The 22,626-nt window shown below is 41.6% G+C and carries 18 protein-coding genes and 3 tRNA genes; 10 read left to right on the top strand and 11 right to left on the bottom strand.

The genetic code is table 11. The features are described 5' to 3' along the window. Nucleotides 1-33 precede the first annotated feature (33 nt). From ACH784_RS16185 to ACH784_RS16160, 6 genes are all read left to right on the top strand, one after another. Nucleotides 34-171 (top strand): hypothetical protein, encoded by a 138-nt coding sequence (locus tag ACH784_RS16185; protein WP_404391927.1) that lies wholly within the window; start codon nucleotides 34-36, stop codon nucleotides 169-171. Nucleotides 172-364: 193 nt separating this feature from the next. Continuing rightward, nucleotides 365-441 (top strand) — tRNA-Met (locus tag ACH784_RS16180). Nucleotides 442-499: 58 nt separating this feature from the next. Continuing rightward, nucleotides 500-576, top strand: a tRNA-Met gene (locus ACH784_RS16175). A gap of 57 nt (nucleotides 577-633) precedes the next feature. After that, nucleotides 634-710: transfer RNA gene (locus ACH784_RS16170), tRNA-Met, on the top strand. 567 nt (nucleotides 711-1,277) lie between these two features. Continuing rightward, complete coding sequence (locus ACH784_RS16165) at nucleotides 1,278-1,910, top strand: 2OG-Fe dioxygenase family protein (RefSeq protein ID WP_404391925.1); 633 nt, start codon at nucleotides 1,278-1,280, stop codon at nucleotides 1,908-1,910. A 9-nt stretch (nucleotides 1,911-1,919) separates the two neighbouring features. Then, nucleotides 1,920-3,158: a cysteine desulfurase-like protein gene (locus ACH784_RS16160; protein WP_404391923.1), complete on the top strand. Its 1,239-nt coding sequence runs from the start codon at nucleotides 1,920-1,922 to the stop codon at nucleotides 3,156-3,158. Nucleotides 3,159-3,183: 25 nt separating this feature from the next. Here ACH784_RS16160 and ACH784_RS16155 read toward each other — a convergent pair whose 3' ends face one another. The 5 genes from ACH784_RS16155 to glnA form a co-directional block, all read right to left on the bottom strand. Further along, nucleotides 3,184-3,642, bottom strand: a complete 459-nt coding sequence (locus tag ACH784_RS16155) for a cyclic nucleotide-binding domain-containing protein (protein ID WP_404391921.1) — start codon at nucleotides 3,640-3,642, stop codon at nucleotides 3,184-3,186. A 20-nt stretch (nucleotides 3,643-3,662) separates the two neighbouring features. Continuing rightward, a complete protein-coding gene (gene ntrC, locus ACH784_RS16150) occupies nucleotides 3,663-5,063 on the bottom strand; it encodes a nitrogen regulation protein NR(I) (protein WP_404391919.1) in 1,401 nt (466 codons plus the stop codon). After that, entirely contained in the window at nucleotides 5,060-6,142 is a 1,083-nt protein-coding gene (glnL, locus tag ACH784_RS16145; protein ID WP_404391917.1) for a nitrogen regulation protein NR(II), read from the bottom strand. The genes ntrC and glnL overlap by 4 nt, the downstream gene beginning before the upstream one ends. A gap of 75 nt (nucleotides 6,143-6,217) precedes the next feature. Then, on the bottom strand, nucleotides 6,218-6,724 hold the full coding sequence (locus ACH784_RS16140) for a DUF4124 domain-containing protein (RefSeq protein ID WP_404391915.1): 507 nt from the start codon (nucleotides 6,722-6,724) through the stop codon (nucleotides 6,218-6,220). Nucleotides 6,725-6,930: 206 nt separating this feature from the next. Further along, nucleotides 6,931-8,337 carry a glutamate--ammonia ligase gene (glnA, locus tag ACH784_RS16135; protein WP_404391913.1) on the bottom strand — a complete coding sequence of 469 codons (1,407 nt, stop codon included), beginning with the start codon at nucleotides 8,335-8,337 and terminating at the stop codon, nucleotides 6,931-6,933. Between the two features lie 569 nt (nucleotides 8,338-8,906). Between glnA and typA the strand changes: the two genes are divergently transcribed. Both typA and ACH784_RS16125 read left to right on the top strand, forming a co-directional pair. Continuing rightward, complete coding sequence (typA, locus tag ACH784_RS16130; RefSeq protein ID WP_404391911.1) at nucleotides 8,907-10,730, top strand: translational GTPase TypA; 1,824 nt, start codon at nucleotides 8,907-8,909, stop codon at nucleotides 10,728-10,730. A gap of 129 nt (nucleotides 10,731-10,859) precedes the next feature. Next, on the top strand, nucleotides 10,860-12,191 hold the full coding sequence (locus ACH784_RS16125; protein ID WP_404389461.1) for an IS4 family transposase: 1,332 nt from the start codon (nucleotides 10,860-10,862) through the stop codon (nucleotides 12,189-12,191). Between the two features lie 91 nt (nucleotides 12,192-12,282). On the opposite strand, the gene ACH784_RS16120 is transcribed toward ACH784_RS16125, so the two are convergent. From ACH784_RS16120 to ACH784_RS16100, 5 genes are all read right to left on the bottom strand, one after another. Beyond that, nucleotides 12,283-13,131 (bottom strand): CZB domain-containing protein, encoded by an 849-nt coding sequence (locus ACH784_RS16120; protein WP_404391909.1) that lies wholly within the window; start codon nucleotides 13,129-13,131, stop codon nucleotides 12,283-12,285. A 43-nt stretch (nucleotides 13,132-13,174) separates the two neighbouring features. Continuing rightward, nucleotides 13,175-14,275, bottom strand: coding sequence for an ABC transporter substrate-binding protein (locus tag ACH784_RS16115; RefSeq protein WP_404391907.1), 1,101 nt, complete (start codon nucleotides 14,273-14,275; stop codon nucleotides 13,175-13,177). Then, nucleotides 14,262-16,328 carry a GNAT family N-acetyltransferase gene (locus ACH784_RS16110; RefSeq protein WP_404391905.1) on the bottom strand — a complete coding sequence of 689 codons (2,067 nt, stop codon included), beginning with the start codon at nucleotides 16,326-16,328 and terminating at the stop codon, nucleotides 14,262-14,264. The genes ACH784_RS16115 and ACH784_RS16110 overlap by 14 nt, the downstream gene beginning before the upstream one ends. After that, nucleotides 16,306-18,471 carry a DNA helicase II gene (gene uvrD / locus ACH784_RS16105; protein WP_404391903.1) on the bottom strand — a complete coding sequence of 722 codons (2,166 nt, stop codon included), beginning with the start codon at nucleotides 18,469-18,471 and terminating at the stop codon, nucleotides 16,306-16,308. The genes ACH784_RS16110 and uvrD overlap by 23 nt, the downstream gene beginning before the upstream one ends. Nucleotides 18,472-18,620: 149 nt before the next feature. Continuing rightward, nucleotides 18,621-19,565, bottom strand: coding sequence for a chemotaxis protein CheV (locus tag ACH784_RS16100; RefSeq protein ID WP_404391901.1), 945 nt, complete (start codon nucleotides 19,563-19,565; stop codon nucleotides 18,621-18,623). A 174-nt stretch (nucleotides 19,566-19,739) separates the two neighbouring features. Here ACH784_RS16100 and ACH784_RS16095 point away from each other — a divergent pair, with 174 nt between their 5' ends. Continuing rightward, nucleotides 19,740-20,804, top strand: a complete 1,065-nt coding sequence (locus tag ACH784_RS16095; protein ID WP_404391899.1) for a potassium channel family protein — start codon at nucleotides 19,740-19,742, stop codon at nucleotides 20,802-20,804. Between the two features lie 17 nt (nucleotides 20,805-20,821). Here the strand turns inward: ACH784_RS16095 and ACH784_RS16090 are convergent, their stop codons facing one another. After that, complete coding sequence (locus tag ACH784_RS16090; RefSeq protein WP_404391897.1) at nucleotides 20,822-21,289, bottom strand: EVE domain-containing protein; 468 nt, start codon at nucleotides 21,287-21,289, stop codon at nucleotides 20,822-20,824. Between the two features lie 125 nt (nucleotides 21,290-21,414). On the opposite strand from ACH784_RS16090, the gene tesB reads away from it, so the two are divergent. Beyond that, nucleotides 21,415-22,278 (top strand): acyl-CoA thioesterase II, encoded by an 864-nt coding sequence (tesB, locus tag ACH784_RS16085; protein ID WP_404391895.1) that lies wholly within the window; start codon nucleotides 21,415-21,417, stop codon nucleotides 22,276-22,278. Nucleotides 22,279-22,626: the final 348 nt, after the last annotated feature.

Raw genomic sequence — 22,626 nt, 5'->3', positions numbered from 1 at the left:
TATCTTGGGCATGTTTCAAACAAGGAGAAGATGATGAAACTAAAACTTAATAGTAAAAAACTTAAGCAATTAAACAAAGAGAGCAAAAACTTAGATAAAGCCCAAACAAAGCAAATTGCAGGTGGTTGGGTAACTTGGGAGTGTTTATCAGGCCTTTGGGACTGTCGTTAATTGTTCAAAAGCTAGCATTCATTGCTAGCTTTTTCGGTACTTAAGTAGACTTTTGTTCTATTTTTATCCATTTGAACGCAGTTTTGCGTTTTATGCCTTGCAATAAAAATTTAATCCATTATTATAGCGACCTCTTGAAAGGGAGACCTTTCAAAATTCATTAAAATAACACTGTGTATTTTAATGTTACAGGCGCGGGATGGAGCAGCCTGGTAGCTCGTCGGGCTCATAACCCGAAGGTCGTCGGTTCAAATCCGGCTCCCGCAACCAATTCTTTTAGAGAGAATCAAAACCTCTAAGGCTCGTTTGCTTATGCAAACCATTCGGACGCGGGATGGAGCAGCCTGGTAGCTCGTCGGGCTCATAACCCGAAGGTCGTCGGTTCAAATCCGGCTCCCGCAACCAATTCTTCTAGAGTGAATTCAAAACTCTAGGGCTCGTTTGCTTATGCAAACCATCTGACGCGGGATGGAGCAGCCTGGTAGCTCGTCGGGCTCATAACCCGAAGGTCGTCGGTTCAAATCCGGCTCCCGCAACCAACTTTCTTATCTGTTAAAATTTCCTTATTAAACACCTTTATAAATTTTTCTTCCTAAGAAATTTTTAGCTTTCGTCGGGCTCGCTCTTATTATCCACAAAGGTTATTGGTTGAAATTCGGCTCCCGCAACCCACTCCCTTATCTTTTAAAAAATCATAATTAAACATTCTTCATCAAATTTAATTTGACGTTCCAACGTGATTAATACTTAATTTCGCTTATCGCTTATCGCTTATCGCTTATCGCTTATCGCTTATCGCTTATCGCTTATCGCTTATCGCTTATCGCTTATCGCTTATCGCTTATCGCTTATCGCTTATCGCTTATCGCTTATCGCTTATCGCTTATCGCTTATCGCTTATCGCTTAAACTGAACTATTTTTACTCTGGACCGACCAGTTTGGTTGCAAATTTTTTGCCTTTTTAAAATTAGAAAATTTAGCCGTATAAATTACTAAAATGCATTATCAATGTAATTATTGATGTTTGCGTGTGTAATTTAAATCAATTAACTGCTCGAAATAGATTAAGATCTGCGCCAATTCTATAATCATAAACGAGAGCAACATGACAGCAGTAAACAACCAGAACTTGCTTCAATTACGTTTTATTCAACAGCCTCACATCGATGGTGTAAAACCATTCTTTGATAACCTACCTGATAACCCATATGCTGACGGTGCATTCCGTAAGCGTCGTTACTCAGTACTAAAATTTGTTGATAATGAAGTAAGCCTTCAGCCAACTAAAGCGTTTGTTCAAGACGACTCAATCAATAACTTTCAAGGTAACATTGAGCGCGTTTATGAAAATTTAGAAACCGATTTAATCAACAGCGATGCATTCAAGCATTTACTGACTGAATTTAGAGCGATGACGGGCATTGAAGAGAGCCGCGACATCGAAGTTCATCAGTTCAGAATGTTAGCGATTGAAAGCGACACACCACCGGCACCAGAAGGTGTTCACCAAGATGGTTTTGATCATGTATGTGTATGTGGCGTCTCTCATGAAAATATCGCAGGCGGTGAGCTGCTGGTATACGAGCACAAAGAAGCAGAGCCTTGCTTCAAGATGGAAATCAAAGACGGTTTGTTTGCACTTGTGAATGACCGCGAAGTTTGGCACAACGCCACACCGATGAATAAACTAAATGCCGATGAAATCGGTTATTTAGATTGTTTCGTATTTACTGCGTAAGAGGCTAGGATGGAACTACAAAAATTGCGTCGTCAGTTCCCTGCACTTATGCAGCAGGTGAATGGTCAATCTCCTATATTCTTAGATGGTCCGGGTGGATCGCAAGTGCCTCAGTCTGTGCTGAGTGCGATGTCGGCTTATTTGGGTTACTACAACTCAAATTTAGGTGGGGCATTCTTCTCAAGCGATAAAACTGTCAGCTTAATGGACAATGCACGCCAAGCAGTTGCTGATTTATTAAATGCGCCTAGCAAAGAGCAAATCGTGTTCGGCGCGAACATGACGAGCTTAACTTTTAGCTTTAGCCGTGCGCTATCACGTGATTGGCAAGCAGGGGATGAAGTGATTGTGACCAATGCTGATCACTTCTCTAATGTGTCTTCATGGCGTCAGGCTGCTGAAGATAAAGGGGCACTTGTACACGCTGTAAAAATCAATGAAGCGGATTGCACACTAGATTTAGCACACTACAAGTCATTGTTAAATGACAAGACTAAGCTAGTTGCAGTGACATACGCGTCGAATACGACGGGTTCTATTAACGATATTAAACAGATCGTTGAACTTGCGCACCAAGTTGGTGCGTTGGTGTATGTGGATGCGGTTCACTACGCGCCTCATGAGCTTATTGATGTTCAGGCACTTAACTGTGACTTCTTAGCTTGTTCGGCTTACAAGTTCTTTGGCCCGCACGTCGGGATTGTATATGGTAAGCGTGAACATTTAGAAGGTTTTACACCATACAAAGTTGAACCTGCAAAAGATGTGATCCCAGGTCGATGGGAAACTGGCACGCAGAGCTTTGAAGGCTTAGCGGGTGTGATTGCTGCGATTGACTATATTGCCAGCTTAAGTGACCTACCAGAAAGCACGCCGCGTCGTGAGCGTTTAGCGCAAGCATTTACTAACACCAAAGAGCATGAAATGGCATTAAGTGCGTATTTCTTAAAGCGCCTTGCTGATTTTCCTCAGATCCGTTTATTCGGTATTGAAGATACGTCTCGCCTTGCTGAACGTACGCCAACTTTTGCCTTAACATTTGAAGGCTTAGCACCACGCGAAGTGTCTGAGTTCTTAGGCAAGCAACACATGTGCGTGTGGGATGGTAACTTCTATGCGCAAGGCTTGTGTGAGCAGCTTGGTGTAATGGATAAAGGGGGTGTTGTTCGTATTGGTTGTATGCACTACAACACTATTGACGAGCTAGAAAAATTATTCAGTGCATTTGAAGTGTTACTAGCAAACTAATTTGTTTTATGTAGGCGTTATACGCCTACATACTTTCTTCGATGTAGTTATTTAGTTTGGCTATTCGAAGACCCATTCCTTCAATAATTTTATCTTTAATTTTCTCTCTGATCACACTTGGTAGGCGAGTTAATGCTTCTGGTGTAATGGTCAGTAAAATACTATCACTGACAGCTTTGGCATTGGTACTGTGTTCTCGTTTGCAAATGAATGCCCCTTCGCCAATAAATTCTCCCGGACCCACGCGACCTAGTTCACTTAACCCTTCTTTTTTAAAAATGACTAACTCACCGCTTAAAATAATGAATAAGCGATTGTCTTTGTCAAAGCGTTTAAACGCGTGTTTGTCTTTTTGTACAAGGTATAAATGACTGAAAGACTCGAGTAACACTTGTCTTTCGGCCAAAGTGAAGTCGCTAAAAAAAGGCAGGCGATTGATTATTTCTAACTGCTTAATCAGCGGAACATGTTCTAGTAACTTCATACATCAAATTCAGGATAGTTCTAACTATCCTGAATATTGCGCTCTTTTAGTTTGCGGGTCAATGTATTGCGTCCCCAACCTATGCGAAGTGCAGCATCTTGCTTATGACCGTGACAGGCATTTAAAGCAGTTTTGATCAGACGGGTTTCAAGTTGCGCTTGAACTGCCGGCCAAATATTCTCTTTGCCGTTTTTAAGCTCTTGGTTAAGCCAAACTTGAAAGGCATTGAGCCAATCGCCTTGCGCTTCAGGCTGTACTTGCGTGTGTTGTAGCTCGTCGGGTAAGTCGATATCACCAACCAGTTCACCTGGTGCCATGACAGTTAACCAGCGGCAGGTGTTTTCTAATTGGCGCACATTACCTGGCCAGTGATACAACTGCATGGTCTTGATCGCTTCAGCAGAAAGCGTTTTACTTTCGACCTGCAATTCTTTCGCGCTCTTTGCTAAAAAGTGAACGGCCAAACGTTCGATATCTTCAGGCCGCTCTCGTAAGGCAGGTATCTTCAAACGCACTACATTGAGGCGGTGGAATAAGTCTTCACGAAATTTACCTTTTTGCACTAAGGTTTCGAGATCTTGGTGAGTCGCCGCAATAATTCGTACATCGACTTTAATGCTTTGATGTCCCCCGACTCGGTAAAACTCACCATCAGCAAGTACACGCAATAAACGAGTTTGCACGTCGAGTGGCATATCACCAATTTCATCTAAAAATAACGTACCACCATCGGCTTGTTCAAAGCGGCCGCGACGTATGCTATCAGCACCGGTGAAGGCGCCTTTTTCATGTCCAAACAACTCAGATTCTACTAAATCTTTTGGTATAGCCGCCATGTTGAGTGCAATAAAGGTATTGGCTTTACGCGGGCTGTGGTTATGTAGAGCGCCTGCAACAAGCTCTTTACCAGTACCAGATTCGCCATTGATCAGAACACTCATACTTGAAGCCGATAGTTTTCCGATAGCGCGAAATACTTCCTGCATTGCAGGGGCTTCGCCTATGATATCAGGGCTGTTTTGTGGTGTACTCGGTTGCGCTTTGGTTTTACGATTTTGTTGCTGAGTTTCGTAAGCACGTTCAACCAATTTGGTTGCTTCATTCAGATCAAAGGGCTTAGCAAGATACTCAAATGCGCCTTTTTGAAACGCATTGACTGCCGAATCTAAGTCTGAGTGTGCTGTCATAATGATCACAGGTAGATTAGGATATTGGCTATTAATTTGTTCTAGTAGCGCCATGCCATCAATACCTGGCATGCGCACATCAGATACAAGCACTGCTGGTTGGTTATATTCAAGTGCGGTCAGTACATCTTGGCCATTTGTAAAGCTTTCTGTGGCAAATCCTGCACGAGACAAAGCTTTATCTAAAACGAATCTAATAGATGCATCGTCGTCAACTAACCAGACTGATTTCATTCGTGATTCCCCGATGGTTGTGATGTAAATGGCAAATATATATTGAACTCGGTATGACCCGGCCAGCTGTCACATTCAATACTGCCACCATGTTGTTCTATCAGTGTTTGTGCAATGGAGAGCCCGAGACCTGAGCCACCTTCTTTATTGGTTACCATAGGGTAAAATAAGGTGTCTCTTAATTGTTCGTCTATACCTGGCCCATTGTCGCTGATTTGAATAAGCAATGCTTTTTTAACGACATGATCCCCTTGACGAACACGATGTCTGAATCGGGTTTTTAAGGTTATCTCTCCACCTTGTTTGAGCGCTTGCTGTGCGTTACGCACGATGTTTAAGATTACTTGCTGGATCTTAGCTTGGTCAATAACCACATCAGGTATACTCGGATCGTAATCTTTCTTTAAGCTGATGTGTTGACCCTGTTCAAAGCTACATAGTTTGATCACAGACTCTAACAGTTGGTGGATATTGCACGATGTTTTATTAGGGAGCTGGTTAGGGCCTAATAATTTATCTACCAATTCAGTCAGTCTATCAGCTTGCTCTATGATCAGCTGTGCACATTGCTCACGCTCTTGCTGGCAAGTCTCATATTGCAATAATTGCGCCGCTCCACGAATTCCGCCCAATGGATTTTTTATTTCATGGGCAAGACCGCGAATAAGTGTACGTGCAGCATGATATTGGTGCATCTGCTTAGAGGCTTGATCAAATTTTACTTCATCATCTATTTTTCGACACTCAAGCAAAATATAAGCTTGGTGTTGATGTACGATTTTTCGACTATAAATGTTTAGTGTGGCTGAGCGATTGTCGATGAACACCACGTCTACTCTGTGTTGCTGGCAATCAACGCCTTCATCTAGCACGTATTGAGAGAGCTTTTCTAAGTCGATACTGTGATGATTAAAAATACTCAGCAGGGGTTGATTGAGCAGCCGCTTTAGGCCTAGGCCAAACAGTTCACTACATGAATTGTTGGCAAATTGAATGGTGTAAGCATCATCAATGACTAAGATGCAAGTTGATAGATTTTGCCAAACATTTTCGGCAAAAGATGTTAGAGAATGTGCCATTGTGGATCAGCTTTCATTGTTATGCACCAATTTGGTGCGTTTTATCATACGCCTACATTTAGAAAGTCTCAATATTTACTGGCTCACGCTGGCTTTATGAAGATAAAAAGTGTGTTCTTGGCTAGTTGCAATACTCTTTCCTTGTGGGTTGAACACGGCCATTTTTATTCTATGCTCACCACGAACAAGCGACTTAAGTACGAATGAGGTTGAGGATTGTCGAGACCCCACGGCTGTACCGTTGTGAAATAACTGAACCGTAAAACCTTTGTGAAAACTAGGTATAACTTGCCCTGTTACATACACAGTGCCTGTATTTTCTCTAATGGTTTGTTCGTGACTAGGAGAAGTGATTTTCGCTTGATAGGAGATTGATTTCTGGTTTAAGTTGGGTTGCAAAATATCCGTGTTAGTACTGGGCATGACCAAGGGCTTGTTTAATTTTACTTGTTGAGCCCCTTTTTTAGGTGTATCTGAATAGACCCAATTACCATTTTTGTCTTTCCAACGATAAATTTTTGCTTCACTTGGCAATGTGATAAATGCCATTAATAAACATAAACCTGATATCGCCCAATTCATTTTTCAACCCTAGCTAGAAACACACATTGCAATAAGTACTTTAGTTGTTTATGTCGCTCTTTACCATAAAAAAGCCCGCTTTCGCGGGCTTGAGAACACATATGATTTAGGTGCGTGTCAGTTACACGCTTGAGTGCATTTTAAACTCGTCACATGTAGTGTGAGTTGTCATGCACTAAATACTACGGAGAATAATTACTGGGTAATTAAACGCTGTAGTACATTTCGAACTCAACTGGGTGAGTCGTCATGTTCAGTTTTTCCACTTCTTGTGACTTAAGTTTGATGTATGCATCAATTAAGTCATCAGTGAATACGCCACCTTGTGTTAAGAACTCACGGTCAGCATCAAGTGCTGAAAGCGCTTCTTCTAGTGAGGCTGCAACTGTTGGGATTTCAGCCGCTTCTTCTGCAGGTAGGTCATATAAATCTTTGTCCATTGCATCGCCAGGGTGGATCTTGTTCTTGATACCGTCAAGACCAGCCATAAGCATTGCTGAGAACGCTAGGTAAGGGTTTGCTGTTGGATCTGGGAAGCGTACTTCGATACGACGTGCTTTCTCAGAAGGAACAACTGGAATACGAATTGAAGCAGAACGGTTACGTGCAGAGTATGCAAGCATTACTGGTGCTTCGAAGCCTGGTACTAAACGCTTGTAAGAGTTAGTAGACGCGTTAGCGAATGCGTTGATTGCTTTAGCGTGCTTGATGATACCACCGATGTAGTATAGTGCTTCTTCAGAAAGACCGCCGTACTTATCACCAGCGAAGATGTTTTGGCCATCTTTACCTAGTGATTGGTGACAGTGCATGCCTGAACCATTATCGCCTACGATTGGCTTAGGCATGAAAGTTGCCGTTTTACCATATAGGTGTGCCATGTTATGGATAACGTATTTCATTTCTTGAATTTCGTCTGCTTTCAATACCATTGTATTGAAGCGAGTTGCGATTTCGTTTTGACCCGCTGTAGCTACTTCGTGGTGGTGTGCTTCAACAACTTGGCCTAGCTCTTCTAGAACTAAACATGTTGCAGAACGCCAGTCTTGTGAAGAGTCAACCGGTGCTACTGGGAAGTAACCGCCTTTTACGCCTGGACGGTGACCCGTGTTACCGCCTTCGTAATCTTTGTCAGAGTTCCATGAAGCTTCTTGAGCATCAATTTTGTACATAGAACCAGACATGTCAGTTTTGTACTTAACATCGTCAAATAGGAAGAACTCTGGCTCTGGACCGAATAAAACAGTGTCTGCGATACCAGTTGAACGCATGTACTCTTCTGCGCGCTTAGCAACAGAACGTGGGTCACGCTCGTAACCTTGAAGTGTTGATGGCTCAACAACATCACAACGAACGATTAGTGTTGTTTCTTCTGCAAATGGGTCTAACTTTGCTGAATCAGCATCTGGCATTAACACCATGTCTGATTCGTTGATGCCTTTCCAACCAGCGATTGAAGAACCATCAAACATTTTACCATCTTCAAAGAAATCTTCGTCAGCTTGGTGATGAGGGATAGAAACGTGTTGCTCTTTACCCTTAGTGTCAGTGAAACGTAGGTCAACAAACTTAACGTCGTTTTCCTTGATAAATTGTAAAACTGTATGAGACATGTGTGTCCTCCAAAACTCGTTGGGTTATATATTTTTTGCTATAACTTTCGTTATGACTGCGCAGCAATAAGCGGGTATTGTGCCAGTTTTCTATCTTCATGAATTTAAATAAATTTTATAATCTAGAGTATTGTTTGCACCTTTGTGGTGCACCAATATGATCCGCAAATGCACGGCAATGGTGCAGGGGTAGTATAGTCGATGCCTGTTTTTTGCCCAGTTTTTAAATTTTTATATTCGCGAAATTTCAGTTATTTGTAGCAAAGTGTTTTAGCTGAATGATGAAGTGTCATGTAAATCACATGAATAAGTGATAATTTTTGAGCTTAACATATGAAATCTTTCGGATTAAATGGCGAGCTAGCTTTGAACTTCTATACTGAATTGAGCCTTTATTCGTCGATTAGACACGTCAGTTGAAAAAATAATGCTGCATAAACTTTCATCTATGACGTTATTAGGGGATAATACGCCCCTTTTAAATTCTAGCGGCCTTTTTGGGGGCTGTGCTACACGATTTGGTGTATAGGATTAACCCACTCTTTCGAGTAATTATCTGAGTTATAAACATGAGCATTGAAAAATTACGTAATATCGCGATTATCGCGCACGTTGACCACGGTAAAACGACCCTAGTAGACAAGCTGCTAGAGCAATCGGGCACGTTAGAAACACGTGGCGGTAATGAAGAACGCGTGATGGATTCCAACGACATCGAAAAAGAGCGTGGTATTACCATCTTAGCTAAAAACACCGCGATTGAGTGGAACGATTACCACATCAACATCGTAGACACTCCGGGACACGCTGACTTCGGTGGTGAAGTAGAACGTGTTCTTTCAATGGTTGACTCAGTATTACTACTTGTTGACGCGCAAGAAGGTCCAATGCCGCAAACGCGTTTCGTAACGCAAAAAGCATTCGCACTAGGTCTTAAACCAATCGTTGTTATCAACAAAATCGACAAGCCAGGCGCACGCCCTGATTGGGTAATGGACCAAGTATTCGATCTATTCGATAACCTAGGTGCAACTGACGAGCAGCTTGATTTCCAAGTTATCTACGCTTCAGCAATTAACGGTTGGGCAACGCTTGATCTAGACGAGCCTTCAGACAACATGCAACCAATGTTTGAAGCGATCGTTGAGCAAGTAGAAAAGCCAGATGCAGATCCTGCAGGCGCATTCCAAATGCAGATTTCACAGCTAGACTACAACTCATACATCGGTGTAATCGGTGTAGGTCGTATTAAGCGTGGTACAGTTAAAGTAAACCAGCAAGTAACAATTGTTGGCGCTGATGGCAAAACTCGTAACGGTAAAGTTGGCCAAGTACTTACTTACTTAGGTCTTGACCGTCACGAAGCGCAAGAAGCGCAAGCGGGCGACATCATTGCAATTACAGGCCTAGGTGAACTTAAGATCTCTGATACTGTTTGTGATGTAAACGCAGTTGAAGCACTTCCAGCGCTTTCTGTTGATGAACCGACAGTAACAATGACGTTCTCTGTAAATACGTCTCCGTTCTCTGGTCAAGAAGGTAAATTCGTTACTTCACGTAATATCCTTGAGCGTCTTCAAGCTGAACTTGTTCACAACGTAGCATTACGTGTTGAAGAGACTGATAACCCAGATAGCTTCCGTGTTTCAGGTCGTGGTGAACTTCACTTAGGTATCTTAATTGAAAACATGCGTCGTGAAGGTTACGAGCTTGCAGTATCTCGTCCAGAAGTAATCCTTCGTGAAGTTGACGGTCAATTAGAAGAACCGTATGAAACAGTTACAGTTGACGTTGAAGAAGAGCACCAAGGTTCTATCATGGAGCAGCTTGGTCTTCGTAAAGCAGAAATGACTGACATGGCGCCAGATGGCAAAGGCCGTATTCGTATGGACTTCATGATGCCTTCACGTGGTCTAATCGGTTTCCAAACTGACTTCATGACACTAACATCTGGTTCTGGTCTTATGTACCACACGTTTGATCATTACGGCCCACACAAAGGCGGTAACATTGGTCAACGTAAGAACGGTGTACTTATCGCAAATGCTGCTGGTAAAGCACTGACTAACGCACTATTCAACCTACAAGACCGTGGTAAGCTATTCATCGGTCACGGTGTTGAAGTTTACGAAGGTATGATCATTGGTATTCACGCGCGTGATAATGACCTAACAGTAAACGCACTTAAAGGTAAGCAATTAACTAACGTACGTGCATCAGGTACTGACGAAGCGCAAAACCTTGTACCACCAATCGTTATGACACTTGAGCAAGCACTTGAGTTCATCGATGATGACGAGCTAGTAGAAGTAACACCTGAAAGCATCCGTATCCGTAAGAAGCTACTTACTGAAAGCGAGCGTAAGCGCGCGAGCCGTGAAGCTAAGAAGTAATCTTTTACGAGATGTAAAAAAACCGCTCAATTGAGCCAATGCTGATCAGTTAAGAAACAAATAGATCAGTTGACCGATCTTTTAAAGGGTTCAGAATCCGATATTAGGAAACTAATATCGGATTTTTTTATGCCTCTTTCTAATCACTGTGACGACCTAACTTCGTTTTTAGATGATGTACACACCCTGGATAAACTAAAGAATGTCCTTGATGCCGATATACTTGAACAGGCGTTCGAATATGCTGGAGTTGCAACCGTGCGTCGAAGAAGGTTGCCGTTAGAAGCTATAATGTGGTCAGTCATTGGTATGAGCCTATTTCGTAACGAAACAGTATGGGATATCGCAAGCCGATTAGATATTACGCTGCCGGGGAAAAATAAACTGGTTGCGCCCAGCGCTTTGGTTCAAGGCCGTCAACGTTTAGGGGTTGATGCAGTGTGTCACTCGTTTCGATTGTTGGCCCAAAGAGCATTTTACAAGCATGCCTTTGAGCAGTGGTGTGGACTGAATTTGTTAGCTGTTGATGGAGTGAGCTTTAGAACTCAAGATAACGAAGAAAATCGTATTGCGTTTGGTAGTGACAGTAATCAATTTGGTGAAGGCAGTTATCCTCAAATCAGGATGTGTAGTTTGATGGAGGTATCAAGCCATCTATTACTGGATAGTAGCTTTGATGCACGCCATGTAGGGGAAATGACACTTGCCAAAAGACTTTTATCGTCTGTCCCAGATGACTCTTTAACGCTATTTGACCGTGGCTATTACTCTTTAGGCCTTTTATATCAGTGGCAAAGACAAGGTAAAAATACACATTGGATGTTACCAGCTCGCAAGGATTTACAATACCAAGTTGAACGTCATATCAGCGATGAAGATAAAATAATCTCTTTACATACTAGCCCTCAAGCTAAAAGTAAATTTAAAGATTTACCAGAGCAAATAACCGCCCGACTCACTACGTATAAAGTTGATGGGAAAAGCTACCGTGTACTGAGTTCATTAATCGATCCCATGCGTTATCCATATGATGAATTAACAGAAGTCTATACTCAGCGTTGGGAAATAGAGTTGGGCTTTAGAGAAATGAAACAAGGGTTGCATCAGTCTAAACATGCATTACGAAGTAAAAAGCCAGATATGGTACGTCAAGAGTTATGGGGACTACTGTTAGCTTACAACTTAATCCGCATTGCAATGATTGATGCAACGAAAGCGGAAGAAATCCTGATACCCAGACAACTTAGTTTTAGTTTATGTATGCGCCATATCATCGCATTTTTTATGCTCACTCCTATCCACAGTGCGAGTAAGTTGCCAGTACATTATGAAGAGCTGCTGACAACACTAAGATTGTTTGTATTACCAGACCGGCTTCCTGATAGGAGATACCCAAGAGAGGTTAGAAAGAAACCAAGGAAATATCCGTATAAAAGAAAATGCCAGTCAATTCTTAACTGACTGGCATTACTCAATTGAGCGGTTTTTTTGTCGCTATCAAAAGCGAAAAAACATATAGGTATTTTTAATTAACCTGAGCTCAGATTAATAATTAAAACAAGCCGTAGCTTTCAGTCTCTTCAGGCTCATAGTTTTGTAAATGTTCAGGCCTAAAAATCGCACTCGGATCGATTAATACACTGTGCGTATCATCACGCTTAATTAAACCTTTCATCATTTGCTTAGTCTGAGGATCAATATCAAAACCGATATTGGTGATCTCATGTAGTGGCTTGATCTCACTTTCATCACAGTGAATGTTGTCTTGCACTTGATCAACCAACAAGCCAATGTGTGGTTTTTGACCATCTAAGGTTGTGAAAACAATAATGGGTTTATGATCGAGTGTAATTTGATCTCTGGCAGACTCAAACAATCGGATCAGCTTTTGATAAGTTGTGGTTCTTTCTTTTTCTAGTGTTCTAATAGCTTTTTCTTTTTCGCCCTTAGCGCACATGTCGAGTAAGGTGCTAGATAAACTGTGCAATTTATCATGGGGCTCTTCAAAGCGTGCTAGCAGTGCTTTTAAATCTTCATTATCAGTTTTGAAACTATAAAACCACTTACCAAACTCACACTGCCTTGGATCTCGAGCTTTAGTAAATGCAACACCCTCATGAATGCTATGTTCTAATGCTGCTAACCAAGCTTTATGATCTTGCTCTCTATCATGTAATAGCTTTACGAGTGCTTGGTTTACTTCTGAAGACGACTGGTTATTTAAGATTAAACCAAGATCAAAAATAGGTGTTGGAGTACCCATATAATCTTTCACACCTAAGAAGCTAGGGTTACCATTTGGCAGTGAGGTTAGGTTTCCTTCATAGCGCTCGGTTAGCAATATGTCTAAGATCTTTAAAGAAATTGTTTTTTGCCCAACACGAAAATTAATTAAATCCATGTCTGCCTCATTATGCTTATAAGTATGCCTAATGATAGATCAATTATGAGTGATATGAACGGAAAATTGGTAATTTCTTTTGCTTTGGTTTGATCTTAAATAAATGCCGCAATTCAGGATCTTGAGTGATCACATTGTTGAGTGATTTTAATACGCAAGTATTGTTGTAAGGGAGAGGGCACATTTTTGCGGCACGGCTAAACACCAATGCATTTAAGTAGCCCTCAAAAATAGCATGTGTAAGAGGTTGAGATTGAGACGTTACTGCGGCTCTAAATTGCTCACAAATTTTTCCCTCACAGAATTTGGGACTAGGAACAACCTCAGTGATCATGAGTTGACTGGGATTTGTTAGCTTACTTAAAAGATCTTCACTAGAGACGAAAGACACACTGGTGAATGCGAATTGTTTGTCTGCTTTTTGGGAAAGACGAATAAATTGTGCCAGAGGTTCATAAGTACCGACCATGGCCACCGCGGTTGCTTCACTTTTGCTAATAAGCTTGAGGGCTTTTTCAACCTCGTTGGTATTTCTTCTGAATCGGCCAATAGCCTGTGGCTTTAAACCTTTCATTTTTAATGCAGCAGTGAGACTTTTTTGCAATGTGATACCAAATTCATCAGCTTGAATGAGCAAGGCAATTTTTGAATGGCCTAATTCATCAACCAGGTAACTAATTTGCTCTTTTGCCTCATCAAGATAGCTGGCTCTTAGGTTAAATACTTTGAACTGCGGGTTTTCTCTCAAAAATGCTGCGCCGGTGTAAGGCATGAGTAAAGGCGTTTGTGCATGTTCTAGCATGGATTTTATTGCAGACGTTGTGGGCGTCCCCATATAGCCAAATAAAGCATGTACTTTTTTATCATAGATAAAATAACGAGTGTTGTTGACTGTGTGGTTTGGCTCATAGCCATCATCTCTCACATCTAGCTCGATAAGCGCGCCGTGGATCCCACCCTGTTTATTAAGCTGTTCAAAATAAATTTTAGAACCTAGCGCAAGTTGTTTGCCTATTTCACTGGCGGGCCCAGTTAAAGCTACCGACATGCCTAGTTTTATATCGAGTTGTGACCCCGAAGCCATAAGCTGACATGCCCAAAAAAGGCAAGAGGTAAGCAAAATTGAAGGCTTAAGTTTGGGCATAAATTTCTGCAACTAGATTAAACAAACATTGGTTTAGTTGTTTTTTTGAGTCAATGCATAATTCTTTCTGAATTACGTCTTTTTTATTACCTTGTAATACTAGCCTAATTAGTAGCCGATGGGAAATAGCCGAAAGGTTGTATAGCACTTGTGGGTTTTGTGTCGTAATTTGCCAAATCAATGCCAAGCCTTGCTCAATATGCGCTGGTTGGTCGAGTAATATTTTCAACTGCTGCTTATGCTCAGTCGAAATGTGAGGGTTGCCAGATATTGGTTTTAGTAGCTGGCTGACAAGCGTGTCATCTAACATTTGATAGTGCGTGAGCAGTTGATAAATCAATTGCTGAGAAAAACGCGCTTTTAACTGGCTTTGTTCATGAGATAAGTCTTTATTATTTTTTAATACAATCGCAGAATACTCGCCGCTGGCTTTGTCTTGTTTAAAGCCCAATTTCACAATGTGATAATCGTTGTCTTGCCAGAACTTTAATAACTGCGCGGTGCAGCCAAAGCTACTGCCAAAGTAGTCGACCTCATCTTGGAGTTGCTGCTCGGTATAATTTAATAACAGCTTTCCCAGTTTTTGGCTTTGAAAATCTGGTGCGATAGCAATTCTGACAACTCTTGCGGCCTTATGACTCAAAAATGTATCTTGCTGTAGTAAGTGATAAAGCTGTTGCGGTAGTAAGTGCCCTTTGGGTCGCCTGTTTTGTTGCGCAATCATTGCGACGCTATCTTTATTTAAAGCGCCTTCAATGCTGACAAGACAAATACCAAGCAAGTGATCTTGTTGTTTGATTGCGAATAGCTTGTTCTCAGGTTGGTCAAGCAACTGTCTTAAGTCGTTCACGCTAGTTTGATAATGCGCGAGCACCAATAATGAAAATGCTTGTCTAAGCAAGTGTTCATCGTGAAGTAAATCTTCAGGTGTAAGATGAGTAAACTCGAACTGTTCAAGTTGCTTTGGTGCTTTAAACTCCGCATCGAGTGCGAATAGTTTGTTTATGCTGCTTTCTAACGGATCACCCTGCTCATACCTGATCGGTGCATTAAGGGTTAATTGCTGATAAGTCGGGTAGTGTTGTGCTAAAAAACGTTTGAATCTTAGCGTATAACCTCGACCATTGCCTTCATAGCCCACTAAAGTCGATGCAAATACACAGCGCTTAAACTTATCTGCTATTTTTATGAGGATTGGCACAGGTAAAGCTGCAGCCTCGTCAACAAGAATTATGGCGTCGCTAATATTTTCTTGAAGTAGCTGATCTGGAGGGCAAAAGCGCAAGTTAGCAAGTGTTTTTTCATGGCCTGTATACTCAACCCCAAGTGCTTTTGCCAAATGTGTAAAACTGCTTTTTACCGCTTGATATTGTCGAGCACACACCACAAATGATTGCTCGGGCATTTTACTCGCTAATAAACCTAAAGCTGATGATTTACCGCGGCCTCTATCGGCAGTAAGCAAAGTATGCTGCTGCGATTTGGTGAGCAATGTAATGAGCGTTTCAATAACCTTATCTTGCTCACCTAATCTATGGTTAAGCTCTGAAGCAGATTTTAAATCTGGCAAAGACAGTCTTGCATCGTTCGTTTCAGAAATTATAGAGATAGGTAGCTGAGTAAATAAGCGCTGCCAACGTATTAAAAATGGACTTGTTGTTAGCGATTGCTGATGATTTTGCCAAGTTGTGATCCCTTGATCACACCAAGAATTTAATTGCGCAAGTTCAGGTAAGACGAGCGCAAGTATTCCGCCTGCCTTTATTGTGCCACTCAGTGCTGCCAGTTTATTGGGAATAATCCCTGAGTAGCCATCGTATATTGCGACCTCGAACTCTTGACCGAGAATTTGATGAAGATGCTCAGGCCATTGCGCTTGATTAAAAGCGGGTTCTTTTGACAGCGTTAAAAAAGAAGTTGTTTTGCTGGTGAGTTTATTCAACTCGGTGGCAGCCCACATTTGTGAGCCGCAAAACAACACTAACTGACGGTGCTGATTAAAAGTAAGGCGCTCAAATAGCGCCTCTAAATTATATTTTTTCAAGTCTTGCATAAGCGGTGACAAGCCATTTCGTGCCCACATCGTCGAAGTTGACTTGAATACGCGATTGCGCGCCATTCCCTTCGTAGTTTAATACGGTGCCAGCACCAAACTTGGCATGTAAAACTCGTTGACCAAGGTTGTAGCCACTATCTTCAAAAGTTGCCAAAGTAATGGTGTTACTGAAGCGACCTGTGCTTGCAGGGCGTGAAACTTGTGTTTTAATGCGAATTTCTTCTACACAGTCTTCAGGGATTTCACGTAAGAAGCGCGAAGGACTATGATGCTTTTCTTGCCCATATAAACGACGGCTTTCGGCATGGCTAATATAGAGTTTATCCATTGCTCGGGTCATACCGACATAACATAAGCGGCGCTCTTCTTCTAAGCGACCCGACTCTTCATGGCTTTGCTGTGAAGGGAACATACCTTCTTCTACACCAACCATAAATACAAGTGGGAATTCTAGACCTTTTGCCGAGTGCAAGGTCATCATTTGCACCGCATCTTCGTGCTCATCTGCTTGGCCTTCACCCGCTTCGAGTGACGTGTAGGCTAAAAAGCCTTGTAGTGGTGAACTAAAGTCTTCGTCAATAGGCGGCTCGTATTGACCACAGGCACTGATCAATTCTTCTAAGTTTTCTACTCGAGCGCGGCCTTTTTCGCCTTTTTCGGCTTGGTACATTGCCATTAGGCCAGATACTTCAATGGTTTGCTTGGCTTGTTCACTTAATTCTAACTCATCGATTTTATCGCTGAGATGCTCGATAAGTTCAACAAATTTAGTGACGGCAGTTGCAGCTCTGCCTGCTAAATGCTTTTGCTCTAGAATCGCTTTTGCGGCGTACCATAATGGCATTGATTCATTTCGTGCACAGTCACGGATATGGCTCAAAGTTTTGTCACCAATACCACGAGCTGGGGTGTTGATTACACGTTCAAATGCTGCATCATCCTGACGGTTGCAGGTCAGGCGTAGGTAACATAAAGCATCTTTGATCTCTTGGCGCTCGAAGAAGCGCATACCGCCATAAATACGATACTTTAAGCCTTCTTGTAACATGGCTTCTTCAAGAATACGCGACTGGGCGTTGTTACGATAAAGGATGGCGCAGTCTTGTAGAGCATTGCCCCCATTCAGCCAAGTCTTGATTTTACCTACCACAAAACGAGCTTCATCTAACTCATTAAAGGCGGCGTAAATAGAAATTGGCTCGCCTTGGTTACCATCGGTCCAAAGGCTTTTACCCATTCGCTCTGCGTTGTTTTCAATCAGCGCGTTTGATGCTTTTAGAATGGTTGCCGTAGAACGATAGTTTTGTTCAAGGCGAATAGTCTCTGCATCAAAGTCATCTAAAAAGCGTTTGATGTTTTCGATTTTAGCGCCACGCCAGCCGTAAATACTTTGGTCATCATCGCCTACGATCATGATATTGCTGTCACCGCCTGCCAGAAGTTTTAACCAACGATATTGAATGTTGTTGGTATCTTGGAATTCGTCTACTAGCATATGACGGAAACGCTGTTGATAATGGCGCAGCAAGGTCGGCTGCTGTTGTAGCAACTCAAAGCAGCGTAATAAGATTTCAGCAAAGTCGACTAAACCCGCTCTGTCACAGGCTTCTTGATAAGCCGTATAAACGCGCAACATGAGTTGTTCGTTCACATCATAAGCTTGAATATCTTTAGGACGTTGACCTTCATCTTTACGGGCGCTGATATACCAGGCGATTTGTTTTGGCGGCCATTTCTTTTCATCAATATTCATGGCTTTCAACAGGCGGCGGATCATACGAACTTGGTCGTCAGTGTCTAAGATTTGAAACGCTTCTGGTAAGTTTGCTTCACGGTGATGAGCGCGAAGGATCCGGTGAGATAAACCGTGGAAAGTGCCGATCCACATGCCGCCGACAGGTGATTTAAGCGTTTCTTCTACACGGGTACGCATTTCTTTGGCGGCTTTATTGGTAAAGGTCACAGCAAAAATACTATAAGGTGAGGCATGCTCTACCTGCATTAACCATGCAATACGATGAACAAGTACTCGCGTTTTACCTGAGCCTGCGCCAGCCAGCACCAGCATATTCTGCAAAGGAGCAGCTACAGCTTCGCGTTGTTTATCGTTTAAGCCGTCAATTAAATCAGAAACGTCCATTAGGTTACCTTGCCAAATCAGAATGCAGCAAAGTATACCTAGGCTAGCGTCTATTTCCCAGCAAGACACACATTTTTACTGAGCGTAAAAATTTAATACTTTGAAATATAAAGAAAATAATAATAAATTAAACTGTATAAATAACCAGTTTACTGACCGATGTATTCTTTTAAGCGGTTTTGAACTTCTTCTACTAATAAGTCTGGTTGGAATTTTGATAAAAACGCATTACAACCTACTTTTTCAACCATGGCTTGGTTAAAACTACCACTCAAAGACGTATTCAAAATGACGTAAAGATCTTTAAGGCGAGGATCATTTCTAATTTCATAGGTTAATCGGTATCCATCCATAACAGGCATTTCGGCGTCGGTGATCACAGCAAGTATTTCTTGATTAACGTCTTTACCCTCATCGGCCCACTTCTTGAGAATGTCTAAAGCGGCTTTGCCATCGGTGGCCGGAATAATTTCAATTCCTAACTGTGCTAGCGTGTCTGATACTTGGCGACGTGCAGTTGGCGAGTCATCCGCATGTAGAATCTTCTTCCCTTGAAATTCAGGCAAGATTGATTCATCTAAAATATCTTCAGAAATTTGTATGTCATAACTGATTATTTCAGCGAGTACTTTCTCAACGTCGATAATTTCAACTAGGTGCTCTTGGCCATCACGCTTTAATTTAGTGAAGGCGGTCAGATAATGGTTTTTACCGACTGAACTTGGCGGAGGCATAATATCTGACCAAGTAGTATTAACGATTTGATCTACTTTACCGACTAAAAAAGCTTGAACAGTACGGTTGTATTCAGTGATAACGAGGTTGCAGTCTTCATCACGTTGACATTCTGGCAAATTGATTGCTCTACGAAGGTCGATCACTGGAATAGACTCTCCGCGAATGCTGGTTACACCACACACTTTCGGATGCGCGTTTGGCATGATGTTCAGGTGTGGCAACTTTACGACTTCTTTTACTTTGAAGACATTTAGAGCAAAAAGATGGCGGCTATGTAAATGAAATAACAACAACTCGAGACGGTTTTCACCAACAAGCTGAGTTCTTTGATCTACGGAAGCTAAAACACCTGCCATGTCGTTATCCTTTAAAAGAAGATAAATTCAGTATACCTAACACGAGGTAGAAATCTAATAAACCTAAAATACGGTCAGTTATAAGTCTATCCTAGATTTATTTAAAGTGGTATTTGCAAGCAAATAGATATCGCGTATTGTGAACAAAAATCATTAAGTTCAATTATTTTAGCTATGCCTTTGTACTTTAAAAAACTAGCCATGCTATTAAGAGCGCATATAGATAAAGCTAGTTGGCAGTTATTAATGGCTGTAACTGTGTTGCACATAGCTGCGACTTGGTTACTGCTTCTTGCTGCAAACGAAACCGAGCTATTAGGGCTCAACACCTATTTTTATTATTATGTTGTTACCACTTCAACGGTAGGATATGGCGATATGAGTGCCGTAACCCCTTTGGGTCGTTGGGTCGTCGCATTATTTCAAATTCCATTTGGCTTAGCGTTATTTGGTGTTTTGCTTGGCAAAGTCGGGCAGTTAGTTACATTTTGGGTAAAAAGAGCAATGACGGGAAACAAAAACTTAGCACACTTAACTGATCATATCGTTATTTTTGGCTGGCATGAGCAGAGAACAAAAAAGATTGTTGATTACATACTTGCCGATAATAAAAGAAAAGACCGACAAATCATTCTTGCCGTTAATGATCTCGAAGAGCACCCACTCGCCAACTATTCTGAAGTTGAATTTGCCCACCTGACGAGTTTTACAGATGAAAAAGAGCTCGAGCGTATTGCGATTTCTCAAGCTGATAAAATTATCATAGATGGCAAAGATGACGATCAGACCTTCACCACTGCATTAATGATAAGCCCGTTAATAAAACAAGCTGCACATATAAGTGCACATTTCATTGATGAGAGTAAAGTCAGCCTGCTACGCACCCATTGCAAAAATGTTGAGTGTTCGAGTACCAAATCAGCTGAGATCTTGGTGCGTGCCATGCAAGACCCTGGCTCGAGTCGAGTGCAAGAGGAATTACTTTCAACTTTACATGGTGACACTCAGTTTAGTGTGCAGTTACCTGAGAATATTGCAGCACTTCCTTTCTCAGCTTTCTTTCATTACTTCAAAGAAAAACACGATGCCATTATTTTGGGAGTTGCTCACGACCTGAATGCGTTTAATATGGATTTGAATCCACCTTTGCATTATCAAATCAAAGGTGGCGATATTCTTCACTATATTTCACCGGAACGCATTTTAGCTGCTGAAGTGAAGTGGTCTGAGATTAAATAGACAGCAATAGCGAGTAACTATTGTTGCTCGCTATTGTGATAATGTTTCAATAATAAAAACTCTTCCTTTGTAACAGGCATGATAGACAATCGGCCTGCTTTTTTAAGGGGTAAATCAATAATTCTAGGATCTGCCTTTATCTGCTTTAGAGAGATAGGCCTTAATTTTTTTCTAAACTGAACAGTGACACCAAACCATTTTGGGGAGTCTGGTTTAGACTTTTCATCAAAGTAGTCACTACTCGGGTCGAATTGATGGGGATCTGGGTGTGCTTCTTTTGTCACTTCAGCGATCCCGACAATTGCAGGCACTTTACAGCTGGAGTGATAAATAAAGATCTGATCACCTAGTTTGACATCATCTCTTAAAAAGTTTCGCGCCTGATAGTTTCTTACGCCTTCCCAAAAAGTACTTTGCTCTTGTGCATTCTTCAAATCATCAATAGAAAATGCATCAGGTTCTGTTTTAAATAACCAATAAGCCATAAAAATATTCAGATAGTGTTTTTTTAATATTGTTGATGAAATGACTAAGCTGAGCAAGGTAAATACACAATAAACAGCTACGTGTAGTATGATTAAAGCGTTATGTTGTTTCAGGGTAATGAGTTATGAGTCAGGTTTTACAGAATTTACTATCGCTTCTTTCATTAGAAGAAATTGAACAAGGGATCTATCGAGGGCAAAGCCAAGATCTCGGCTTTCCACAAGTTTTCGGTGGTCAGGTAATGGGGCAGGCTTTGTCTGCGGCCAAATATACCTTGCCAGCAGATCGCTATGTTAATTCTTTACACTCATACTTTTTACGCCCGGGCGATGCTAGCAAACCAATTGTTTATGATGTTGAAACGATCAGAGATGGAAGAAGCTTCAGTACACGCCGTGTTTGTGCAATCCAATATGGTAAACCCATCTTTTATATGACAGCTTCTTTTCAAGGGGATGAAGAGGGATTATCTCATCAAACAGAGATGCCTGATGTGCCAGCACCAGAAACCCTTAAGTCATCGCTTGAGTTTTACCAAGAGCACGCAGATCTAATTCCTGAGCAACTGAGAAATAAATTTACCTGCGAAATGCCTATCGAAATGCGTCCGGTAAATTTTCAGAACCCGTTTAAACCAAAAAGCACTGAAGCTAAAAGGCATGTTTGGTTTAGAGCTAATGGCACAATGCCTGATGACAGACGTATACATAACTACTTATTAGCATATGCGTCAGACTTTGAGTTTTTGCCAACGGCATTGCAGCCGCACGGGCTTTCTTTCTTACAACCGAATATGCAAGTTGCAACGATAGATCATGCTATGTGGTTCCACCGTCCATTTAGAATGGATGAATGGTTGCTATATAGTGTCGATAGTCCAAGTGCGAGTGGTGGCCGTGGTTTAGTAAGGGGGCAATTCTTTAATAGGAAAGGTGAATTAGTTGCTTCCACCATACAAGAAGGCGTGATGAGACTAAGATCTAACTAGATCTTAGGCTTTAAATGCAAATAAGCTGTATTAAATGTTAGCAAAAAGCGACTAAAAACAGGGTTTTGATTTCTTTTTGAGCGGTTGAACGCATTTATTAAAATTAATTGCAAAAAGGGGTTGCGCACTTTTAATTTCTCCCTATAATGCGCACCCACTGACACGGGGCGAGACGCTGAAAAGCAAATCAAAACGATGTCGAGTCAAATAAAACTTAACTTTAAAAACTTTTTAAAAATTAAGTGTTGACATAAAAAGTGAAGTCGTTATTATAGCGCTCCACTTCGCAGCAAGGCTGCGGTAACTCATCGAGTTACAATGTTCTTTAAAAATATGAAGCAATCATCT

The organism is Pseudoalteromonas phenolica (assembly GCF_044788725.1).
Taxonomy (GTDB): domain Bacteria; phylum Pseudomonadota; class Gammaproteobacteria; order Enterobacterales; family Alteromonadaceae; genus Pseudoalteromonas; species Pseudoalteromonas phenolica_C.
This window is presented reverse-complemented; position numbering and strand designations above follow the sequence as displayed.